This window comes from Bacillus cereus group sp. RP43, from assembly GCF_040459645.1.
GTDB lineage: Bacteria > Bacillota > Bacilli > Bacillales > Bacillaceae_G > Bacillus_A > Bacillus_A mycoides_C.
Genome location: NZ_JARVHQ010000001.1, coordinates 3,214,763 through 3,230,415, shown reverse-complemented (window position 1 = coordinate 3,230,415; position 15,653 = coordinate 3,214,763). Strand labels below are relative to the sequence as shown.

Here is a 15,653-nt window from a genome sequence, read left to right as displayed (position 1 = left end):
CGTATAAGTCTTGTCCAATTAATAAAATGGGGTTAAAATTACATATTGTTAATGAAAAGTTGGAGGAAATACATCATGGAATTGTTTCAATTACCGAAAGCATTCCTGCAAATGAATACAATCTTTATCTCCATATTGATCGAAGCACTTCCTTTTGTGCTAATAGGTGTATTTATTTCAGGATTCATTCAAATGTTTGTGACAGAGGATATGGTAGCAAAATGGATGCCGAAAAACCGTTTTCTGTCTGTTTTAATGGCTACTTTTTTAGGTATGATGTTTCCAGGTTGTGAATGTGGAATTGTTCCGATTGTAAGGCGATTAATCGGAAAAGGGGTTCCGCCATATGCCGGGATTGCATTTATGTTAACGGGGCCAATTATTAATCCGGTCGTATTATTTGCAACATACGTTGCCTTTGGAAGTAGTATGCACATGGTATGGTATCGTTCTATTGTAGCGATTATCGTAGCAATTATCGTTGGAATTATATTATCATTTATGTTTAAAGAACATCAATTAAGAGATGATCACTTCCCAGAAGTGAATCATAAGCGTCCATTACGTAAAAAAATGTGGGATGTATGTACGCATGCTGTTGAGGAATTTTTCTCGATGGGAAAATATTTAGTATTAGGTGCATTAATTGCAGCTGCAGTTCAAACGTTCGTACAAACTTCAACACTTCTTGCTATAGGACAAGGGCCATTTTCTTCACCAGCTGTTATGATGGGACTTGCTTACATTTTATCACTTTGTTCAGAAGCCGATGCATTTATTGCTTCGTCATTCCAAAGTACATTTTCAACAGCATCACTTGTCGCGTTCCTCGTATATGGACCGATGGTGGATATTAAAAATATGTTTATGATGCTTGCGACATTTAAAACAAAATTTGTAATTGTTGTGACGGTTACAGTTACACTTGTTGTTTATGCAAGCTCACTACTCATTTATGCGATGGGGTGGTAGGTTATGTTTCGAGCATATATATTATTAGGTTTTACAATTTTAATTGGACAGCTTCATATATCCGGTAACATTACGAAGTATATAAATATGAAGTACGCCTATTTATCAAAAACTGCAGCTATTATTTTAGGTTTCTTAACGATTGTACAAATTATTATCGTTTTCCAAAAAGAACATCAAAAAGAAAAAGAGAAGCATGATTGTAGTTGTGATCATAGTCATTGCGGGCATGATCATTCGAAAGATGAAAATACATGGTGGAAACGAACGTTTTCTTATACTCTGTTCTGTTTTCCGATTATTTCAGGATTATTTTTCCCAATTGCAACATTAGATTCGGACATTGTTAAGGCGAAGGGGTTTCACTTTCCTGTTGCACAAGCGGAAAGTAAAGATCCATTTATGACAAGACAATTCTTAAGACCGGATACGAGTATTTATTACGGGAAAGAAGGATATCGTGGTGTAATGGAAAAAGGGAAGAAAGAGTTTGTTACGAAAGACAACATCACTTTAAAAGATGAAGATTTCTTAAAGGGTATGGAGACAATTTATAATTATCCTGGTGAATTTACTGGTAAAACTCTGTCTTATAAAGGATTTGTTTTCCGAGATGATTCTTCTAAAAAGGAACAATATTTCTTATTCCGTTTCGGCATTATACATTGTGTTGCAGATTCGGGTGTATATGGTATGTTAGTTAAAAAACCAGAAGGTGTAGAGTGGAAAAATGATGATTGGATTCAGGTAGAGGGAGAAATTTCAACTGAATTTTATCAGCCGTTTCATGCGAATATTCCAGTGTTAGAAGTAACGAAATGGAATAAAGTTGAACAGCCGAAAGAACAATATGTATTTAGAGGAGCCGATTGATAAAATCGGTTCTTTTTTATGGACTAAAAGTTCTAAAAATTGTTAATATTAAACGTGTAGTTCATGAGGTGTAGTGTATATTGGGATATTAGGGATAAATAATTAAAGGGGTGATAACAATGACTGAAGTAAAAGGTAAAACAGCTAATGAATCAAGAGTGTTTAAAACGAGTCGAGTATTTCCAACGGATTTAAATGATCATAACACGCTATTTGGTGGAAAGATATTGGCGGAGATGGATATGGTTGCTTCAATTTCAGCAACGAGACACTCGAGAATGGAATGTGTCACAGCGTCTATGGATTGGGTAGATTTCTTACATCCAGTACGTTCTTCAGATTGTGTTAGTTATGAATCTTTCGTAATTTGGACGGGAAGAACTTCTATGGAGATATTTGTGAAAGTAGTAGCAGAAGATTTAATTTCAGGTAAAAAACGTGTAGCAGCAACTTCATTCGTTACTTTTGTTGCGCTTAGCAAGGAGAATAATCCAGTCCCTGTACCGCGTGTTATCCCTGAGACAGAAGAGGAGAAAGAATTGCATCGAATTGCTGTGTTACGTGCAGAACAGCGTCATATTCGTAAGGCGGAGAGTAAGAAGGTAGCTACACTGCTAACCTTTTGATGTAAAATACTTTACCAGTGGTACTATTTTTGTAATAGGCTAGGGGACTTTTGAAATGAAAAGCGGACACCTGAAAATTAGGTGTCCGCTTTTATAGTTTTTTCATCCGCATATCGTACTACAATAACTGCTTAGCAGAAGCAAGCAGCACCGACGATAATTAAGAGGATAAATAATACGACTAGTAGCGCAAATCCATTACCATGTGCGAAGCCCATTGCTATTTCCTCCTTTTATTTTAAGATACAAAATACAATATGCAGATGAGCTCCTGTTTGATATGGACGTATATCATGGAATGACATATTTTTTGTATGATAATGTTTAAAAAAAGGAAAGATATAGGAATAACAGTAGTTAGAGAAAGGGACTTATCCATGAAGCACTTTTTAATTGTAATAATTTGTTTTATAGGTGTATTCATATGGATGAACGTTGATGTGGAAATGGGGAAGAAAATGGCTAGTGGATATGAATTAGAAAAAATTCGATTAGGGGATTTTCAATTATATACGAACGGTGATGAGTTATATAGAAGTTTATTTGAGGATATAAATCGTGCAGAAAAGAATGTATATATTCATTTTTATATTGTAGGTAAAGATGAAGTAAGCAAAGAATTCTTACACTTATTAGAGAAAAAAGCATCTAGCGGAGTAGATGTGAAATTGTCAGTAGACCGCATTGGCGGATATAAGCTTAAGAAAAAGATAATTAATCAATTAAAAGAAAAAGGCGTGAAGTTTACATTTAGTAAAAAACTTAAATTAAAAAACTTATTTTATTCTTTGCATCAACGTAATCATAGACGCATTGTTACTATAGATGGGAAAGTTTCGTACATTGGTGGCTTCAATATCGGAAAGGAATATCTTGGACAGGATCCTAAATTTGGTCCGTGGCGTGATTATCATGTACGCATCGAAGGGAATGGAGCTACTGATACGGAACGGAAGTTTGCGGAAGACTGGCAAGAAGATACGGGAGAGAAATTCCTTATACATCAAGAGTTACCGGTACAAGGAAATGTAAAATATCAATATATATTTTCGAATGGAAAAGGCTTATGGCAGAAGTACGGGGCACTATTAAAGAAGGCAAATCACTCCTTAATTATTGCTACACCATATTTTGTACCGAGTAAAGAGATGGTAAAAGGACTGAAAGATGCATTAAATCGTGGTGTCCGTGTGAAAATTCTCGTTCCCTTTAAAAGTGATGCCGTATTGTTAAAACAAGCTGCCTATCCTCATTTGAAAGATATGTTAGATGCTGGGGCGGAGATTTATCAATATCGAAACGGATTTTTTCATGGGAAAGTGACAATCATTGATGAGGAAATCGTCGATATTGGTACAGCGAATTTTGATAATAGAAGCTTTTATTTAAATAACGAATCAAACTGTGTCATATATGATAAGACAGTCGTTGCTGACGTCTGGAATCGGCTAAAAGAAGACTTTCATAAGTCAAAACGATTTTCAGAAGAAGATTTTGAGAAAATTAGTGGCTGGGATTGGTTTCTAGCAAGAATAGCGAATGTTATCGCATCATATTTATAGTATATAGATGAAAAATAGGAAGGGAGGCGCTTTAATGGATTGTATGAAAGAATTGATGACATATAGTTACACACTTATATATAAAGTTGGAGAGTACACGGGCAAGGTTCGAGATGAAGAATTAAAGGATATTTTACAGCATCATTTACCGTATATGTTGCAAGCATATAATGAACAAGTAAATTTTCAAGAAGGAGAAAATGTACAGCATATAACTTGTAAACAAATGTGGCCGGAATTTACAGAAATGGATAGGGAAACAGATAATGAATATACAGGGGATATTGGGATTGCTATTTGTTATATTACACATTTGAAGCGATTAGCATTAAAGTTTGCTCAAGTGGCAGTAGAAGTTGCGAACCCGGAGTTTCGTTCTTTTCTGGAAAATTGTTTTGTGAAAATGAATCGTTACGCATATAATGTTTGGCAATATGTTGTGAAGAAGGAATATAAGATTAAACATGTATATGAAAATGAAAAATTCGCGTGAAAAGCTAAGGTGGAATGAAAGGCGCCTTAGTTTTTTTTATGTCTAATTAGAGTGGGAGGATTAAAGATTGGCTATGTTATCCTAAAATTTACAAAAGTTTACTGTATCTTTACTATTTTTAAATCTTTCCTTTAAAAATAAAGAGTAATATGGGATTGTACATATTCTATCAAAGGGAGGAAACGCAAATGAACAAATGGGTTAAGTCATTAACTGCTATGGCACTTGCAAGTTCTTTATTAATGGTAGGTTGTAGTAAAGATGAGGATAAAAAGAAAGAGGATGACACAACTTCGCAGCAAGATGAAAAGAAAGATAAAGAAACAAGCGGAACAGATAAGTCTTCTGATTCGAAAGAAAAGAAATAAATGGATAATAGAGCTTCCTCACATAAACGAGGAAGCTTTTTTGTTGTATATTTGTATGTATTAGGGAAAAATAGAGAGAAAGAACTGAAGAGGGGATAATATATGAAAGTATGCATATTAGGAGCGACAGGTAGAGTAGGATCACACATTATGAAATTGGCATTACAAGATTCATATGAAGTAACGGTATTAGTTCGTGATTTGAGTAGAGTGGAAACAGAGCATGAAAGGTTGCATGTTATTAAGGGAAATGTATTAAGCGGAGATGATATAAAGGAAGCAATTAAAGGATGTGATATTGTAATTAGTGCTCTTGGAACTGATCGGAATGGGACGTTAGAGAAGAGTTTACCGATTATTATAAAGAAAATGGAAGAAGAGGGCATAAAGAAAATTGTTACAATAGGAACTGCTGGTATTTTACAAGCGCGAACAAATCCCAGTATATATCGTTTCCAATCAAAAGAATCGAAAAGAAAAATGACAACAGCTGCGGAAGATCACTTAGCTGCTTATGAAGCGCTGAAAAATAGTAAACTATGTTGGACTGTTGTTTGTCCGACGCATTTAATAGACGGTGATGTAACTGGTGTATATCGAACTGAAAAAGATATGTTGCCAACAGATGGATCGAAAATCACAGTTGGTGATACAGCTCATTTTACATGGAGTTTACGTAATAAAAGCTTATACGGGAAAAGTCGAGTAGGTATTTCATATTAAAAAACCATCCCAAAATAGGGATGGCTAAAAAATGATATAGCATACAAAGATGATAATCATAATGATTTGGAGAATGGCTTTGGCTACTGTACTACTTAAAAAACCGACTACAGTTGCAATTCCGACTAAAAGGGCGTCTTTTGGCGCCTTTTTATGCATTAGTTCCGTAATAAATACAGATAAGAACGGTATGATAATAAGCCCGAATGGTGGGAAGAAGAACGATCCGACAATGATAGAAACCATACCAACACGTTCGCCCGATTTTGTACTACCGTATTTTTTTAGGAAGTATCCATTTGCAATAAAGTCAGCAACGAAAATGAAGAGTGTAAAAATGACTTGAATAATCCAAAACGATGTCGTTAACTCTCCGCCATTTATTCCAAAATGATAAATGAAATAGCCAGCCCATACGGCAAGGATGCCAGGGATAATGGGGTATATAAAGGCAAGAAATGAAACAATGAAACAAGCAATGATACAAATTGTTAGTAAAACAGTCACTTTATAACTCCTTTGTAGTATCTAATTTATGTACAGCAATCTTTTTAATTTGATGCCCATCAAGTTCTAATGCTTTAAATTGAAAACCATCATATTCAACTGAATAGCCAGCTTCAATATTTAAATCAATTGCTTGAGAGAGAAGCCAACCACCAATTGTATCTAAGTCACTTTCATCGATATGTAGGCCAAACATATCATTTACTTCAGAAATGAGTACTTTCCCATCTAAAACAGTAAGCTTAGGAGTACGCTTTTCAATCATCGGTGATTCGTCTGCGTCAAATTCATCTTGAATTTCGCCGATAATTTCTTCAAGAATATCCTCCATCGTTAAAAGGCCAGCAGTTCCACCGTATTCATCCATAACAATCGCCATTTGTACGCGGTTCTTTTGGAGGTGTATTAACGTTTTACGAATGGGAACTGTTTCAAATACAGTTAAAACAGGATGTATGTAGGCATCAAGTGGTTTGTAAATGCCTTTTGTTTGATTATGAAAAATCTCTTTCGTATTTATCATTCCGATAATATCATCTTTATCCTTTTCAATAATAGGATAACGTGTATACTTTTCAGTTGCAACGATTTTCATATTTTCTTCTAACGTATTTTCAGTAGATAAACAAACCATTTCAGTTCTAGGTACCATAATTTCTTTAGCAACACGATCATCAAATTCAAAAATATTATTTACATATTTATATTCGGTTTGATTAATTTCGCCGCTTTTATAGCTTTCACCTAAAATGAGTCGTAATTCTTCTTCAGAATGAGCAAGTTCATTTTCTTTCGCAGGCTCTAAACCGAATAATTTTGTGAAAAATATAGCTGCACTATTGAGAAGCCAAATGAACGGATACATAATTTTATCAAATAAAATAAGTGGTTTTGCAAATTTTAATGTGATTGCCTCTGCTTTTTGGATTGCGAAAGATTTCGGAACTAACTCTCCTAATACAACATGGAAAAAAGTAATTACACTAAAAGCAATAATAAAGGATAGGGTGTTAGCCATTGTTCCAGTAATATTGATTTTTTCAAATAGTGGTCGTAATAAATGCTCTACAGTTGGTTCACCAAGCCAACCAAGCCCTAAAGAAGTGATAGTAATACCCAGCTGACAAGCAGATAAATAAACATCTAAATTAGATAAGACGCTTCTTGCAGCTAATGCTTGTTTATTACCTTCATTAGCAAGCTGGTCAATTCGACTTTTTCGTACTTTTACAACAGCGAATTCTGAAGCAACGAAAAAACCAGAAATAAGGATAAGTATAAAGATGAGAAAAATATTTAATATGTCCAAGTGTGTTCTTTACTCCTAAGTTGGAATAAAGATGTCACCTCCTGCAATTATGTTATACTTTTATAATAAATCCAAATGAAAAGATTAGTCAAAGAAAATGGGTAAATAATGGTGGGTTTTAATAATAGTTTTTTAATTTGCTGTTATTTTGTCCGCTATATAAAAGGAATAACCGTCTACTTTTAATTTAAGTAGACGGTTATTCTATGTTATGATTTCGAAATACTTCTAGCTAAAGTATACATGTTCTGTTTAGAGTGGTTTGTTGTCCATAAAGCTTGGAGAAACGATAAGATGCTATATGGAATATAAAGTAGTAACAAACCAATTGTGACAACTATAGGTGCATTTCCGCCAAATTGGACGATAAATTGTAATAGTCCGTTTGTATGAAAAATACATTCCATAAAAACGAATGAAAGAATAATGGAACTCAAAATAGATTTATGATTGGAAGTAAGCGCAATAAATAACGTATCAACAAGGAAGGCTGAATTTTTTATTTCGTATTCATTTGTATTATTTAAGAAAGGAAGCCATTTTTTTATTGCTTGCAGAACGATTATCATGGAAGTACTACATACGATGATAAAAGAGGAGAAGAAAGGAACCTTTATGAATTTCGCGATGTAGAGTAGTAGTAATAGTACTGAACATTGTAATATCACAGTACCAAAAGAATATGGTATCCAGCGTAATAAGGAAGTGCACTTTCTTACTGATCTCGGTGCTTTTAAAAATAGATGACCGATCCCTAAACTAATAAAGAAACCGATTACAAGAGTGAATGTGAAACGAACGATTGATAAAAAATATATTTCCCATATGTAGGGGAATAGTGGTGACGAATGGCTAGAAGTATGTATCATATTTTGTGTATTTATAATCTGATTTGCTGAGAAAAGGATAGGTTCATGCATCCAATCGATTCTTGGAATTGAAATAGAAAAAAGTTGTGCAAAGTTATGAAAAATGCTAATAAATCCAGTTGTGTAAGAGTAATTATGTGTAATGAATAATGCTGGAAGAGGACTTATGACAAAAATAATAAAAACACCAACTATAAATTTACATATATGTGAGCGCAATAAGGACATACAATCACCTACTCTTAGAATATTCAGAAAATTCTTATTCTTATTTTAGCTTTTTTCAGGGAAAGTTACAATATATTTTTCTCGAAGTAAGTTAGGGAGAATATACTATACTGAGATTATCCCGCTTTAACGGGCAGTAAGACTCCACCTCAAAATGCGGCGAATACGTAGAAGTTAGGTGGGGAGATCAACTGCCCGTAAAAGCCCGATTGATGAAGGCTAATAATAAGTGGGGTGAAAAAATCCCCACTTATTAAAGTTTCACTTTAAATAAGTGTATGATTAATGAATAAATTATGACGAAAAAATGAATAATTTTCAGAAAAATAAAATAATATATTTATTTTTTTCTGAAAATATAATATAGTTATGGCACAGAAAGTATTTTAGCATAAGGAGGCTTTTTATGAGGATTAAAGGGAATTATGTGCCAAAGAGGGAAGTTTTGTTCTGCTCAAGTTCAATTACGATAGGGGAAGCGCTGGAGCATTTAAATAAAACGGGGTATCGTTGTGTACCAGTTTTAGATGAAAAAAAAGAGAATTTTTTAGGGAATGTATACAAAGTAGATATTTTAGAATATAAAGGTTCACTTGAAGATAATGTATTACAATTATTGAACGATAAAAATGGGTACGTGAGAGAAGACTCTTCCTTCTTTAAAGTATTTTTTACAATTAAAAAATTACCGTATTTATCAGTAGTTGATGAAAAAGGGGTCTTCCTTGGTATTTTAACTCATAAAAAAGTTTTTGAACTATTAGAAGATGCATGGGGAGTCCATTCTAGTAAATATTCTGTCATGATTGGAACACAAGATTATAATGGGGCCATTCAAAAATTATCGACAGTGCTAAAGAAATACACTGGTATTCAAAGCTTAATGACTTTTGATAATGATGCTTTATTAGTACGTAGAATTATGTTTACATTGGGAGAAGAGTTTGAAGATAGTGAATTAGAAACATTGCTAAAAGATTTAGAAGATCATGGATTTAGAGTTGTGTATGTTGAAGAGATGAAGAATCCACGTGAAGTTGAAACGATAGATTAACAAGTAAAAGCCATCTTATTTTTGGGATGGCTTTTACTTGCTTTTGCATAAAGATATTCAAATATAATAAAGCATAAAAAATATATATTTCTAAAAATATTTGTGTAATAGAATAAATAAAGGAGGTATGTGTGGATAATTTTGATTTTCAAAAAATTCTATTTAAAAATATGTTTTTATTTTTCAACCAAATATGGTACTATATGTGTGATAAAAACAAAGAGGTCTGACAACTAAACTCCACGTTATAACACTCTAATGACTTAAATATTCAAAAAAATCAAAATTCATCATTTAGAGTAATTAAAAGGGGAATGGAGAAATTATGGAGAAAGACATCGCTTTGTAAGGGGCATATTTTATGATTATGAACAGAGAGGAGGATGCATAGCATATTGTGAGAATAGAGAAAAACAATGAAAAAGTGCTATGCAAATGAAAGAGATGAAGGGACGATTAAGGCCAGGTGATACGCTAGCAATCGGTTTAATGTTATTTGCATTATTTTTAGGAGCAGGAAATTTAATTTTCCCGCCAGTTTTAGGTCAACAAGCAGGAGAAAATGTTTGGATTGCTACAATTGGATTCCTAGTAACGGGAGTCGGATTACCCCTATTAGCTGTCACAGCTGTCGCGTTTGTAGAGGGGGACTTGAAAGCGCTATCTTCTAGAGTTCACCCTATATTTGCGTTTGTTTTTCCACTGGTTAGTTATTTAGCAATTGGACCATTCTTTGCGATTCCGCGTACTGGAGCTGTTTCGTTTGAAATGGGAATGAAGCCATTTTTATCAGAAGCAATGGTTTCAGAATGGTACATGCTATTCCTTTACACTGTAGTTTTCTTCGGAATAACGTGGTATTTATCATTAAATCCATCTAAATTAGTTGATTGGTTTGGAAAGTTTCTCACACCATTGTTAGTATTAATTGTTGCTGTTATTGTCGGAAAGGCAATTATTGATCCGATTGGCACACCGGCTGCACCACTCGCTGCTTATAAAGAAAATGCTTTCTTTGGTGGGTTTATTCAAGGGTATTTAACGATGGATGCAATTAGTGCTCTTGTGTTTGGAATTGTTGTTGTACAAGTTATTCGCTCAAAAGGAATAAAAGAGAGCGGACAAATCGCAAAAATAACAGTCGTATCAGGAGTAATTGCTGTAATAGGTTTAACGTTAATATATTTATCACTTGCTTATCTAGGTTCAACAAGTACATCACTTGGTGTTTCAGAGAACGGTGGTCTTATTTTAACGAATGTTGTAAATGAGTTGTATGGAACGAGTGGGAAAATTTTATTAGGACTTGTTATTACACTTGCTTGTTTAACGACTTCGGTTGGATTAGCATCTGCCTGTGCAGGGTTCTTTTCAAACTTATTCCCGAAATTTTCACATAAAACGATTGTAACAATAGTATGTGTATTTAGTTTAATTGTATCTAACTTAGGATTGACACAATTAATCGCAGTAACTTTACCAGTGTTAATGATTATTTATCCAGTTGCAATTGTATTAATTGTACTTTCGTATTTCCATAAATGGATTGGAAAGCGTAATACAATTTATATTGGTGCAATATTAGGTGCGTTGTCGATTAGTTTATTTAATGGCTTAGAAAGTGCGAACATAAAAATTGACGCAATTTCAAATGTACTACAAATGTTACCATTATATAAAGAAGGAATAGGATGGTTAATCCCAGCATGTATTGGCGGGGTTCTCGGTTTCTTCTTCTATAAATCAAATGAATCAAGTGAGTTACAAAAGAAAGGTGCCTAGGCGCCTTTCTTTTTTTGAAGGGGATTTTTATGTTTTGTCTAAGTAGTAATTGGGAGGATTGATAAAATGGCTAGTTTTGAAGATTTTTTAACTTTGGATTTGCGTATTGGGACGATAAGAAAGGCGGAGGAATTTAAAGAAGCGAGGGTTCCTGCAATTAAGTTAGAAATTGATTTTGGAGAATTAGGGGTTAAGCAATCAAGCGCTCAGATTACGAAAAGATACAACCCAGAAGATTTAATCGGTCAACAAGTGGTTGCTGTTGTGAATTTCCCACCAAAGCGTGTGGCAGGATTTAAATCGGAAGTGCTTGTACTTGGTGGAGTTCCTGAAGCTGACGATGTTGTTTTACTCCAGCCAAATATGGAACTACCGAATGGAACGAAAATTAGTTAGTGTGAAGGTAGGTGTTAATTTGGATATCAGACGAGAATATTTAAAATGTGCGATTTCGAATTTCAAAGCAACACAAAACCAAGGAGAACGAGTACTTTCTCAATTATCTTATGAACAGATAATGTGGTCTTCTCATGAGGAGACGAATAGTATTGCGATTATTATTAAGCATTTACATGGTAATATGCGTTCAAGATGGACGGATTTTTTAACGTCTGATGGTGAAAAAGCAAATCGTAATCGAGATGGTGAATTTGAAGGCGGCTACAATTCAAAACAAGAAGCTCTTACTGCGTGGCGAGAAGGGTGGGATTATGTTTTTGAAACTTTGGATAATTTAACGCCAGAGAAGGTTTCGCAGAAAGTATACATTCGCGGAGAAGAACACACTGTAATGCAAGCGATCGAAAGGCAGATTTCTCATTATGCTTTACATATTGGACAAATCATTTACATTGGTAAAATGTTAAAAGAAAATGAATGGGAGTGTTTAAGCATTCCTAGAGGTCAGTCTACTAGTTATTTACAGAAAAAACGTTCAACGTAATAATATGAAAGAAACCGATATAAAATAGGAAGTAAAAAAATAAGCCAAACGATAGATGGCTCCGTGAACATTAGAATGCTACCCGCAATAAGCCCATATATAATAAGAAAGAAACCAAAGAGTGTATTTATAGGAATAAAACGTGAGACAAATAATTGCTGATTTTTGAAACAAGTGTTGTGAAATAAATAAAAGCGGAAATGCCATGTAGAGGTAATAAGATCTTTCTTTCTCGCTATTCTTTTTTTACATTTATGACAGATGAATGGTGGCTGCATTTCGTTACACTCCATTTTTGGAATTCATTAGTTTCATAATAATTTGAGACAAAATTAAATACAAAGTGTATATCCCAATATACGCTCCTGCAAGTAGAAAAAGTGGATTTAGTAAAATTCCATGAATGCTTGTCATGAAAACTAAATTTTGTATTAAAACATCATATATATTAATAGAAATAATTGTCCCAAGTACATATAGTGCTAAGTATGCGGAAATATGTAGCACAATACGAATTTTAGGATGTAAAGCAAGTAAATAAAAAGTAATTGATAAAGCGATTGGTAATGCTCCTATTAGTAGCTTCAATTCATTTCACCTCATTAACAATATAGCCGAAATTTAAGCGGTCTATTCTCTAGAGCTTGTACATAACTTGAAATAGAGAGGGTGATAGTATGAATCGAGGCTTTTTTTATGTGAAATTAACAAGTGTACGTAAGTTAATTTTATTTGTTATTACTACGGTATTAGCGACTTTTTTTCTTATTAGTGTAATGGTAACTTCCATGAAAGAGACGAAGTCAACGTATTTATATAATTGGTTAAATGAGTTATCAATGAATGGTTACATGTACGTTATTGGGAAAGAGAATCATTATTTTACACAGGAGTACCGGAATTTGAATCAAGACTTTTCTATTTCTTCATTCCTCTTTTCGATGGCTACGAATATTCGTTTTGATGATGTACGTAGTTTTGTCGGAAAGGAGCTTCCGGGATTTGGAAAGTATGATACAGAAATCGTTATAGCAGGTGAAGGAACAAATTACTCCAACTTACCGATAGAATCGAGTGTTCCTCTTGAAGAAGTAGTGAAGGAACGGACTGGAGAAGCTGGACAAGTTCCTAAGCCTGATCCGAATAAAGAGAAGAAACAACCATCTCAAACGACGGGAAAAAGACAAGTTGCATTGATTTATCATTCACATAGCTGGGAATCTTATTTGCCGTTACTCAACTTAACGAATGATCCAAATCCAAATAAAGCAACGAGTTCTGTAACGAATATTTCAATAGTTGGCGATCGATTGCGTGAACAGTTAGAAAGTGAAGGAATCGGTGCTACTAACGATAAAACTGATGTTGGTCAAAAATTAATAAGTAAAGGATTAAACAGTAATAGTTCTTATAAATTATCACGAGAAATTGTACAAGAAGCGATGGCTGGTAATAAAGAACTCCAATATTTTTTCGATTTGCACCGTGATAGTGCACGGAAAAATGTCACGACAAAAACAATTGGAGATAAATCATATGCAAAGCTTGCTTTTGTAATTGGGAAAGGAAATAAAAATTATGAAAAGAACTTACAATTAGCAACAGCTCTTCATGAGGAAATTAATAAGAAATATCCAGGAGTGAGCCGTGGTGTAATTCAAAAAGGGTTCCAAACAGGAAATGGAGTCTATAATCAAGACTTATCAGGACAGGCGATTTTAATTGAAGTTGGCGGGGTAGATAATACAGAGGAAGAATTAAATAGATCGATTGATGTTCTTGCTAAAGCATTTGGAGGGTATTTTTGGCAAGCGGAAAAAGTGAATGGATAAATTGGGAATTTAATTAGCCCTCATCAATCAGGATACCCGTTAATACTAGAAACACGTAAGCGAGAAGCTTACGTGTTTCTATTCATAATCTATAGGTAGAAAGACATGACACATTATAGACAAAATTCCCTATTATTATATGGATATCGAAATTTGTCTATTTATAGTAAGAAATTCAGAAAGGAATTTTCGGAATAGTGGAGAAAATCTTTTTACAAGGAAAATTTTTAACTAACAGAATGGGTAGGGGATCAAGGTGATACGAGAGATTAGAGTAGAAGATGCAGCATCATTTTTACAATTAAGTAAGCAATTAGACGAAGAAACGAAATTTATGTTATACGAACCAGGAGAAAGAAAAACTACAGTAGAGCAACAAGAAAATATGGTCCACCGTTTTATAGAAAATGAATATGCGACAATATTTGTAGCAGTTGAAGAAGAGAGAATAGTAGGGTTTATTTTAGTTAATGGAAATAATATTCAAAGAAAGAGACATGTTGCGGCAATTGTAATTGGTATTTTGCAAGAGTATAGTGGCCGAGGTATTGGAACGAGTTTGTTTAAAGAAGTAGAGAAGTGGGCAAGATTACATGATGTATGGCGTTTAGAATTAACGGTAATGGCCCACAATACAAGAGCTCAGGCACTATATAGTAAAATTGGATTTGCACAAGAAGGTGTCAAAAAATCTGCTCTTATCATCGATGGAAAAGATATCGATGAGTATGAAATGGCCAAATTATTAAAATAAGAGGTCGTTATATGAAAAAAAGATGGGCACTACTTGGTACCGTAGCAATGATACTGATTGTTGGAGTAGCAGGAATAAATTATAAGATGTACAAGGAGAAAGAGGCACGGGAAGTAAATGTAAACAATATATTTCCAAAAGCAAAAGAAACGATTGCTAATATGGATGGGGATATCGCAGTCATTAGTAATCCAAATTCGATGCTTGTACTTGTGAATAAAAATAGGCGTTTACCAGATGGGTATAGACCGCCAGATTTAGTTATTCCGAAAGTACGTTACTCTAGTGAAGGTGATCAAGAGAAGAAAAAGATGAGGAAAGAGGCAGCGGTGGCACTTGAGGAAATGTTTCAGCAAGCCAATAATGAGCGGATTTTCCTTTTTGCAGTCTCTGGATTTAGATCTTTTGATCGACAAAAAGCATTAAATACAATGTATAAAAGACAAGATGGAGAAGCAAAGACAGCGATGTCTAGTGCAGTCCCCGGTACGAGTGAACATCAAACAGGACTAGCTATGGATATTACATCTCAATCTGCTAAATTTCAGCTAGAAACTGTTTTTGGGCAGACGAAAGAAGGAAAGTGGCTTTCTGAAAATGCCCATAAGTTTGGTTTTGTTATTCGATATACGAAAGAGAAAGAAGGGATTACCGGTTATCGTTATGAACCGTGGCATGTACGGTATGTTGGGAATCCGCAAGCTACATATTTATATGAAAACCAACTGACGATTGAAGAAGTAACGCAGTAATGAATT

20 protein-coding genes are annotated in these 15,653 nt (G+C 34.1%); 14 read left to right on the top strand and 6 right to left on the bottom strand.

What is annotated here, in order from left to right:
- The first annotated feature begins 75 nt into the window (after positions 1 to 75).
- The 3 genes from QCI75_RS16895 (at position 76) to QCI75_RS16885 (ending at position 2,471) form a co-directional block, all read left to right on the top strand.
- Entirely contained in the window at positions 76 to 972 is an 897-nt protein-coding gene (locus QCI75_RS16895) for a permease (RefSeq protein ID WP_000418724.1), read from the top strand.
- Positions 973 to 975: 3 nt separating this feature from the next.
- Positions 976 to 1,845 (top strand): TIGR03943 family putative permease subunit, encoded by an 870-nt coding sequence (locus QCI75_RS16890; RefSeq protein ID WP_002118589.1) that lies wholly within the window; start codon positions 976 to 978, stop codon positions 1,843 to 1,845.
- A gap of 119 nt (positions 1,846 to 1,964) precedes the next feature.
- Positions 1,965 to 2,471: an acyl-CoA thioesterase gene (locus QCI75_RS16885; protein WP_002012448.1), complete on the top strand. Its 507-nt coding sequence runs from the start codon at positions 1,965 to 1,967 to the stop codon at positions 2,469 to 2,471.
- A gap of 131 nt (positions 2,472 to 2,602) precedes the next feature.
- Here QCI75_RS16885 and QCI75_RS16880 read toward each other — a convergent pair whose 3' ends face one another.
- Positions 2,603 to 2,689, bottom strand: a complete 87-nt coding sequence (locus tag QCI75_RS16880) for a YjcZ family sporulation protein (RefSeq protein WP_000505094.1) — start codon at positions 2,687 to 2,689, stop codon at positions 2,603 to 2,605.
- Between the two features lie 159 nt (positions 2,690 to 2,848).
- Between QCI75_RS16880 and cls the strand changes: the two genes are divergently transcribed.
- The 4 genes from cls (at position 2,849) to QCI75_RS16860 (ending at position 5,617) form a co-directional block, all read left to right on the top strand.
- A complete protein-coding gene (cls, locus tag QCI75_RS16875; protein ID WP_144504302.1) occupies positions 2,849 to 4,033 on the top strand; it encodes a cardiolipin synthase in 1,185 nt (394 codons plus the stop codon).
- Between the two features lie 34 nt (positions 4,034 to 4,067).
- Positions 4,068 to 4,526: a spore coat protein gene (locus tag QCI75_RS16870; RefSeq protein WP_002118593.1), complete on the top strand. Its 459-nt coding sequence runs from the start codon at positions 4,068 to 4,070 to the stop codon at positions 4,524 to 4,526.
- Positions 4,527 to 4,714: 188 nt separating this feature from the next.
- Positions 4,715 to 4,894: a hypothetical protein gene (locus QCI75_RS16865; RefSeq protein WP_002118595.1), complete on the top strand. Its 180-nt coding sequence runs from the start codon at positions 4,715 to 4,717 to the stop codon at positions 4,892 to 4,894.
- Positions 4,895 to 4,996: 102 nt separating this feature from the next.
- Positions 4,997 to 5,617, top strand: a complete 621-nt coding sequence (locus tag QCI75_RS16860) for an NAD(P)-dependent oxidoreductase (RefSeq protein ID WP_353760865.1) — start codon at positions 4,997 to 4,999, stop codon at positions 5,615 to 5,617.
- A 24-nt stretch (positions 5,618 to 5,641) separates the two neighbouring features.
- Here QCI75_RS16860 and QCI75_RS16855 read toward each other — a convergent pair whose 3' ends face one another.
- The 3 genes from QCI75_RS16855 to QCI75_RS16845 form a co-directional block, all read right to left on the bottom strand.
- Positions 5,642 to 6,124: a DUF456 domain-containing protein gene (locus QCI75_RS16855; RefSeq protein WP_000217328.1), complete on the bottom strand. Its 483-nt coding sequence runs from the start codon at positions 6,122 to 6,124 to the stop codon at positions 5,642 to 5,644.
- Position 6,125: 1 nt separating this feature from the next.
- The gene (locus tag QCI75_RS16850; protein ID WP_353760864.1) at positions 6,126 to 7,433 is read right to left on the bottom strand and encodes a hemolysin family protein; all 1,308 of its coding nucleotides are present in this window, start codon (positions 7,431 to 7,433) and stop codon (positions 6,126 to 6,128) included.
- A 209-nt stretch (positions 7,434 to 7,642) separates the two neighbouring features.
- The gene (locus tag QCI75_RS16845) at positions 7,643 to 8,530 is read right to left on the bottom strand and encodes a hypothetical protein (RefSeq protein ID WP_353760863.1); all 888 of its coding nucleotides are present in this window, start codon (positions 8,528 to 8,530) and stop codon (positions 7,643 to 7,645) included.
- A 406-nt stretch (positions 8,531 to 8,936) separates the two neighbouring features.
- On the opposite strand from QCI75_RS16845, the gene cbpA reads away from it, so the two are divergent.
- The 4 genes from cbpA (at position 8,937) to QCI75_RS16825 (ending at position 12,309) form a co-directional block, all read left to right on the top strand.
- Positions 8,937 to 9,584, top strand: coding sequence for a cyclic di-AMP binding protein CbpA (gene cbpA / locus QCI75_RS16840; RefSeq protein ID WP_144504293.1), 648 nt, complete (start codon positions 8,937 to 8,939; stop codon positions 9,582 to 9,584).
- Positions 9,585 to 10,028: 444 nt separating this feature from the next.
- Positions 10,029 to 11,366 carry a branched-chain amino acid transport system II carrier protein BrnQ4 gene (gene brnQ4, locus QCI75_RS16835; RefSeq protein WP_425290542.1) on the top strand — a complete coding sequence of 446 codons (1,338 nt, stop codon included), beginning with the start codon at positions 10,029 to 10,031 and terminating at the stop codon, positions 11,364 to 11,366.
- Between the two features lie 66 nt (positions 11,367 to 11,432).
- Complete coding sequence (csaA, locus tag QCI75_RS16830) at positions 11,433 to 11,762, top strand: chaperone CsaA (protein WP_098775960.1); 330 nt, start codon at positions 11,433 to 11,435, stop codon at positions 11,760 to 11,762.
- Positions 11,743 to 12,309, top strand: a complete 567-nt coding sequence (locus QCI75_RS16825; RefSeq protein ID WP_144504288.1) for a DUF1572 domain-containing protein — start codon at positions 11,743 to 11,745, stop codon at positions 12,307 to 12,309. Before csaA ends, QCI75_RS16825 begins: the two co-directional genes overlap by 20 nt.
- Here the strand turns inward: QCI75_RS16825 and QCI75_RS16820 are convergent.
- On the bottom strand, positions 12,282 to 12,587 hold the full coding sequence (locus QCI75_RS16820) for a hypothetical protein (RefSeq protein WP_002200756.1): 306 nt from the start codon (positions 12,585 to 12,587) through the stop codon (positions 12,282 to 12,284). The genes QCI75_RS16825 and QCI75_RS16820 overlap by 28 nt on opposite strands.
- Positions 12,588 to 12,591: 4 nt before the next feature.
- Positions 12,592 to 12,897 (bottom strand): hypothetical protein, encoded by a 306-nt coding sequence (locus QCI75_RS16815; protein WP_098775958.1) that lies wholly within the window; start codon positions 12,895 to 12,897, stop codon positions 12,592 to 12,594.
- A gap of 89 nt (positions 12,898 to 12,986) precedes the next feature.
- Between QCI75_RS16815 and spoIIP the strand changes: the two genes are divergently transcribed.
- The 3 genes from spoIIP (at position 12,987) to QCI75_RS16800 (ending at position 15,647) form a co-directional block, all read left to right on the top strand.
- Complete coding sequence (gene spoIIP, locus QCI75_RS16810) at positions 12,987 to 14,141, top strand: stage II sporulation protein SpoIIP (RefSeq protein ID WP_070142067.1); 1,155 nt, start codon at positions 12,987 to 12,989, stop codon at positions 14,139 to 14,141.
- Between the two features lie 256 nt (positions 14,142 to 14,397).
- Complete coding sequence (locus QCI75_RS16805) at positions 14,398 to 14,895, top strand: GNAT family N-acetyltransferase (protein WP_353760862.1); 498 nt, start codon at positions 14,398 to 14,400, stop codon at positions 14,893 to 14,895.
- Positions 14,896 to 14,906: 11 nt separating this feature from the next.
- On the top strand, positions 14,907 to 15,647 hold the full coding sequence (locus tag QCI75_RS16800; protein WP_144504284.1) for a M15 family metallopeptidase: 741 nt from the start codon (positions 14,907 to 14,909) through the stop codon (positions 15,645 to 15,647).
- The last annotated feature ends 6 nt before the right edge of the window (positions 15,648 to 15,653 follow it).

Bases quoted from the DNA above. Each gene is read 5' to 3' on its own strand.
- QCI75_RS16895 (WP_000418724.1), top strand. From the start codon at position 76: ATGGAATTGTTTCAATTACCGAAAGCATTCCTGCAAATGAATACAATC.
- QCI75_RS16890 (WP_002118589.1), top strand. From the start codon at position 976: ATGTTTCGAGCATATATATTATTAGGTTTTACAATTTTAATTGGACAG.
- QCI75_RS16885 (WP_002012448.1), top strand. From the start codon at position 1,965: ATGACTGAAGTAAAAGGTAAAACAGCTAATGAATCAAGAGTGTTTAAA.
- QCI75_RS16880 (WP_000505094.1), bottom strand. From the start codon at position 2,689: ATGGGCTTCGCACATGGTAATGGATTTGCGCTACTAGTCGTATTATTT.
- cls (WP_144504302.1), top strand. From the start codon at position 2,849: ATGAAGCACTTTTTAATTGTAATAATTTGTTTTATAGGTGTATTCATA.
- QCI75_RS16870 (WP_002118593.1), top strand. From the start codon at position 4,068: ATGGATTGTATGAAAGAATTGATGACATATAGTTACACACTTATATAT.
- QCI75_RS16865 (WP_002118595.1), top strand. From the start codon at position 4,715: ATGAACAAATGGGTTAAGTCATTAACTGCTATGGCACTTGCAAGTTCT.
- QCI75_RS16860 (WP_353760865.1), top strand. From the start codon at position 4,997: ATGAAAGTATGCATATTAGGAGCGACAGGTAGAGTAGGATCACACATT.
- QCI75_RS16845 (WP_353760863.1), bottom strand. From the start codon at position 8,530: ATGTCCTTATTGCGCTCACATATATGTAAATTTATAGTTGGTGTTTTT.
- cbpA (WP_144504293.1), top strand. From the start codon at position 8,937: ATGAGGATTAAAGGGAATTATGTGCCAAAGAGGGAAGTTTTGTTCTGC.
- brnQ4 (WP_425290542.1), top strand. From the start codon at position 10,029: ATGAAGGGACGATTAAGGCCAGGTGATACGCTAGCAATCGGTTTAATG.
- csaA (WP_098775960.1), top strand. From the start codon at position 11,433: ATGGCTAGTTTTGAAGATTTTTTAACTTTGGATTTGCGTATTGGGACG.
- QCI75_RS16825 (WP_144504288.1), top strand. From the start codon at position 11,743: ATGGAACGAAAATTAGTTAGTGTGAAGGTAGGTGTTAATTTGGATATC.
- QCI75_RS16820 (WP_002200756.1), bottom strand. From the start codon at position 12,587: ATGCAGCCACCATTCATCTGTCATAAATGTAAAAAAAGAATAGCGAGA.
- spoIIP (WP_070142067.1), top strand. From the start codon at position 12,987: ATGAATCGAGGCTTTTTTTATGTGAAATTAACAAGTGTACGTAAGTTA.
- QCI75_RS16800 (WP_144504284.1), top strand. From the start codon at position 14,907: ATGAAAAAAAGATGGGCACTACTTGGTACCGTAGCAATGATACTGATT.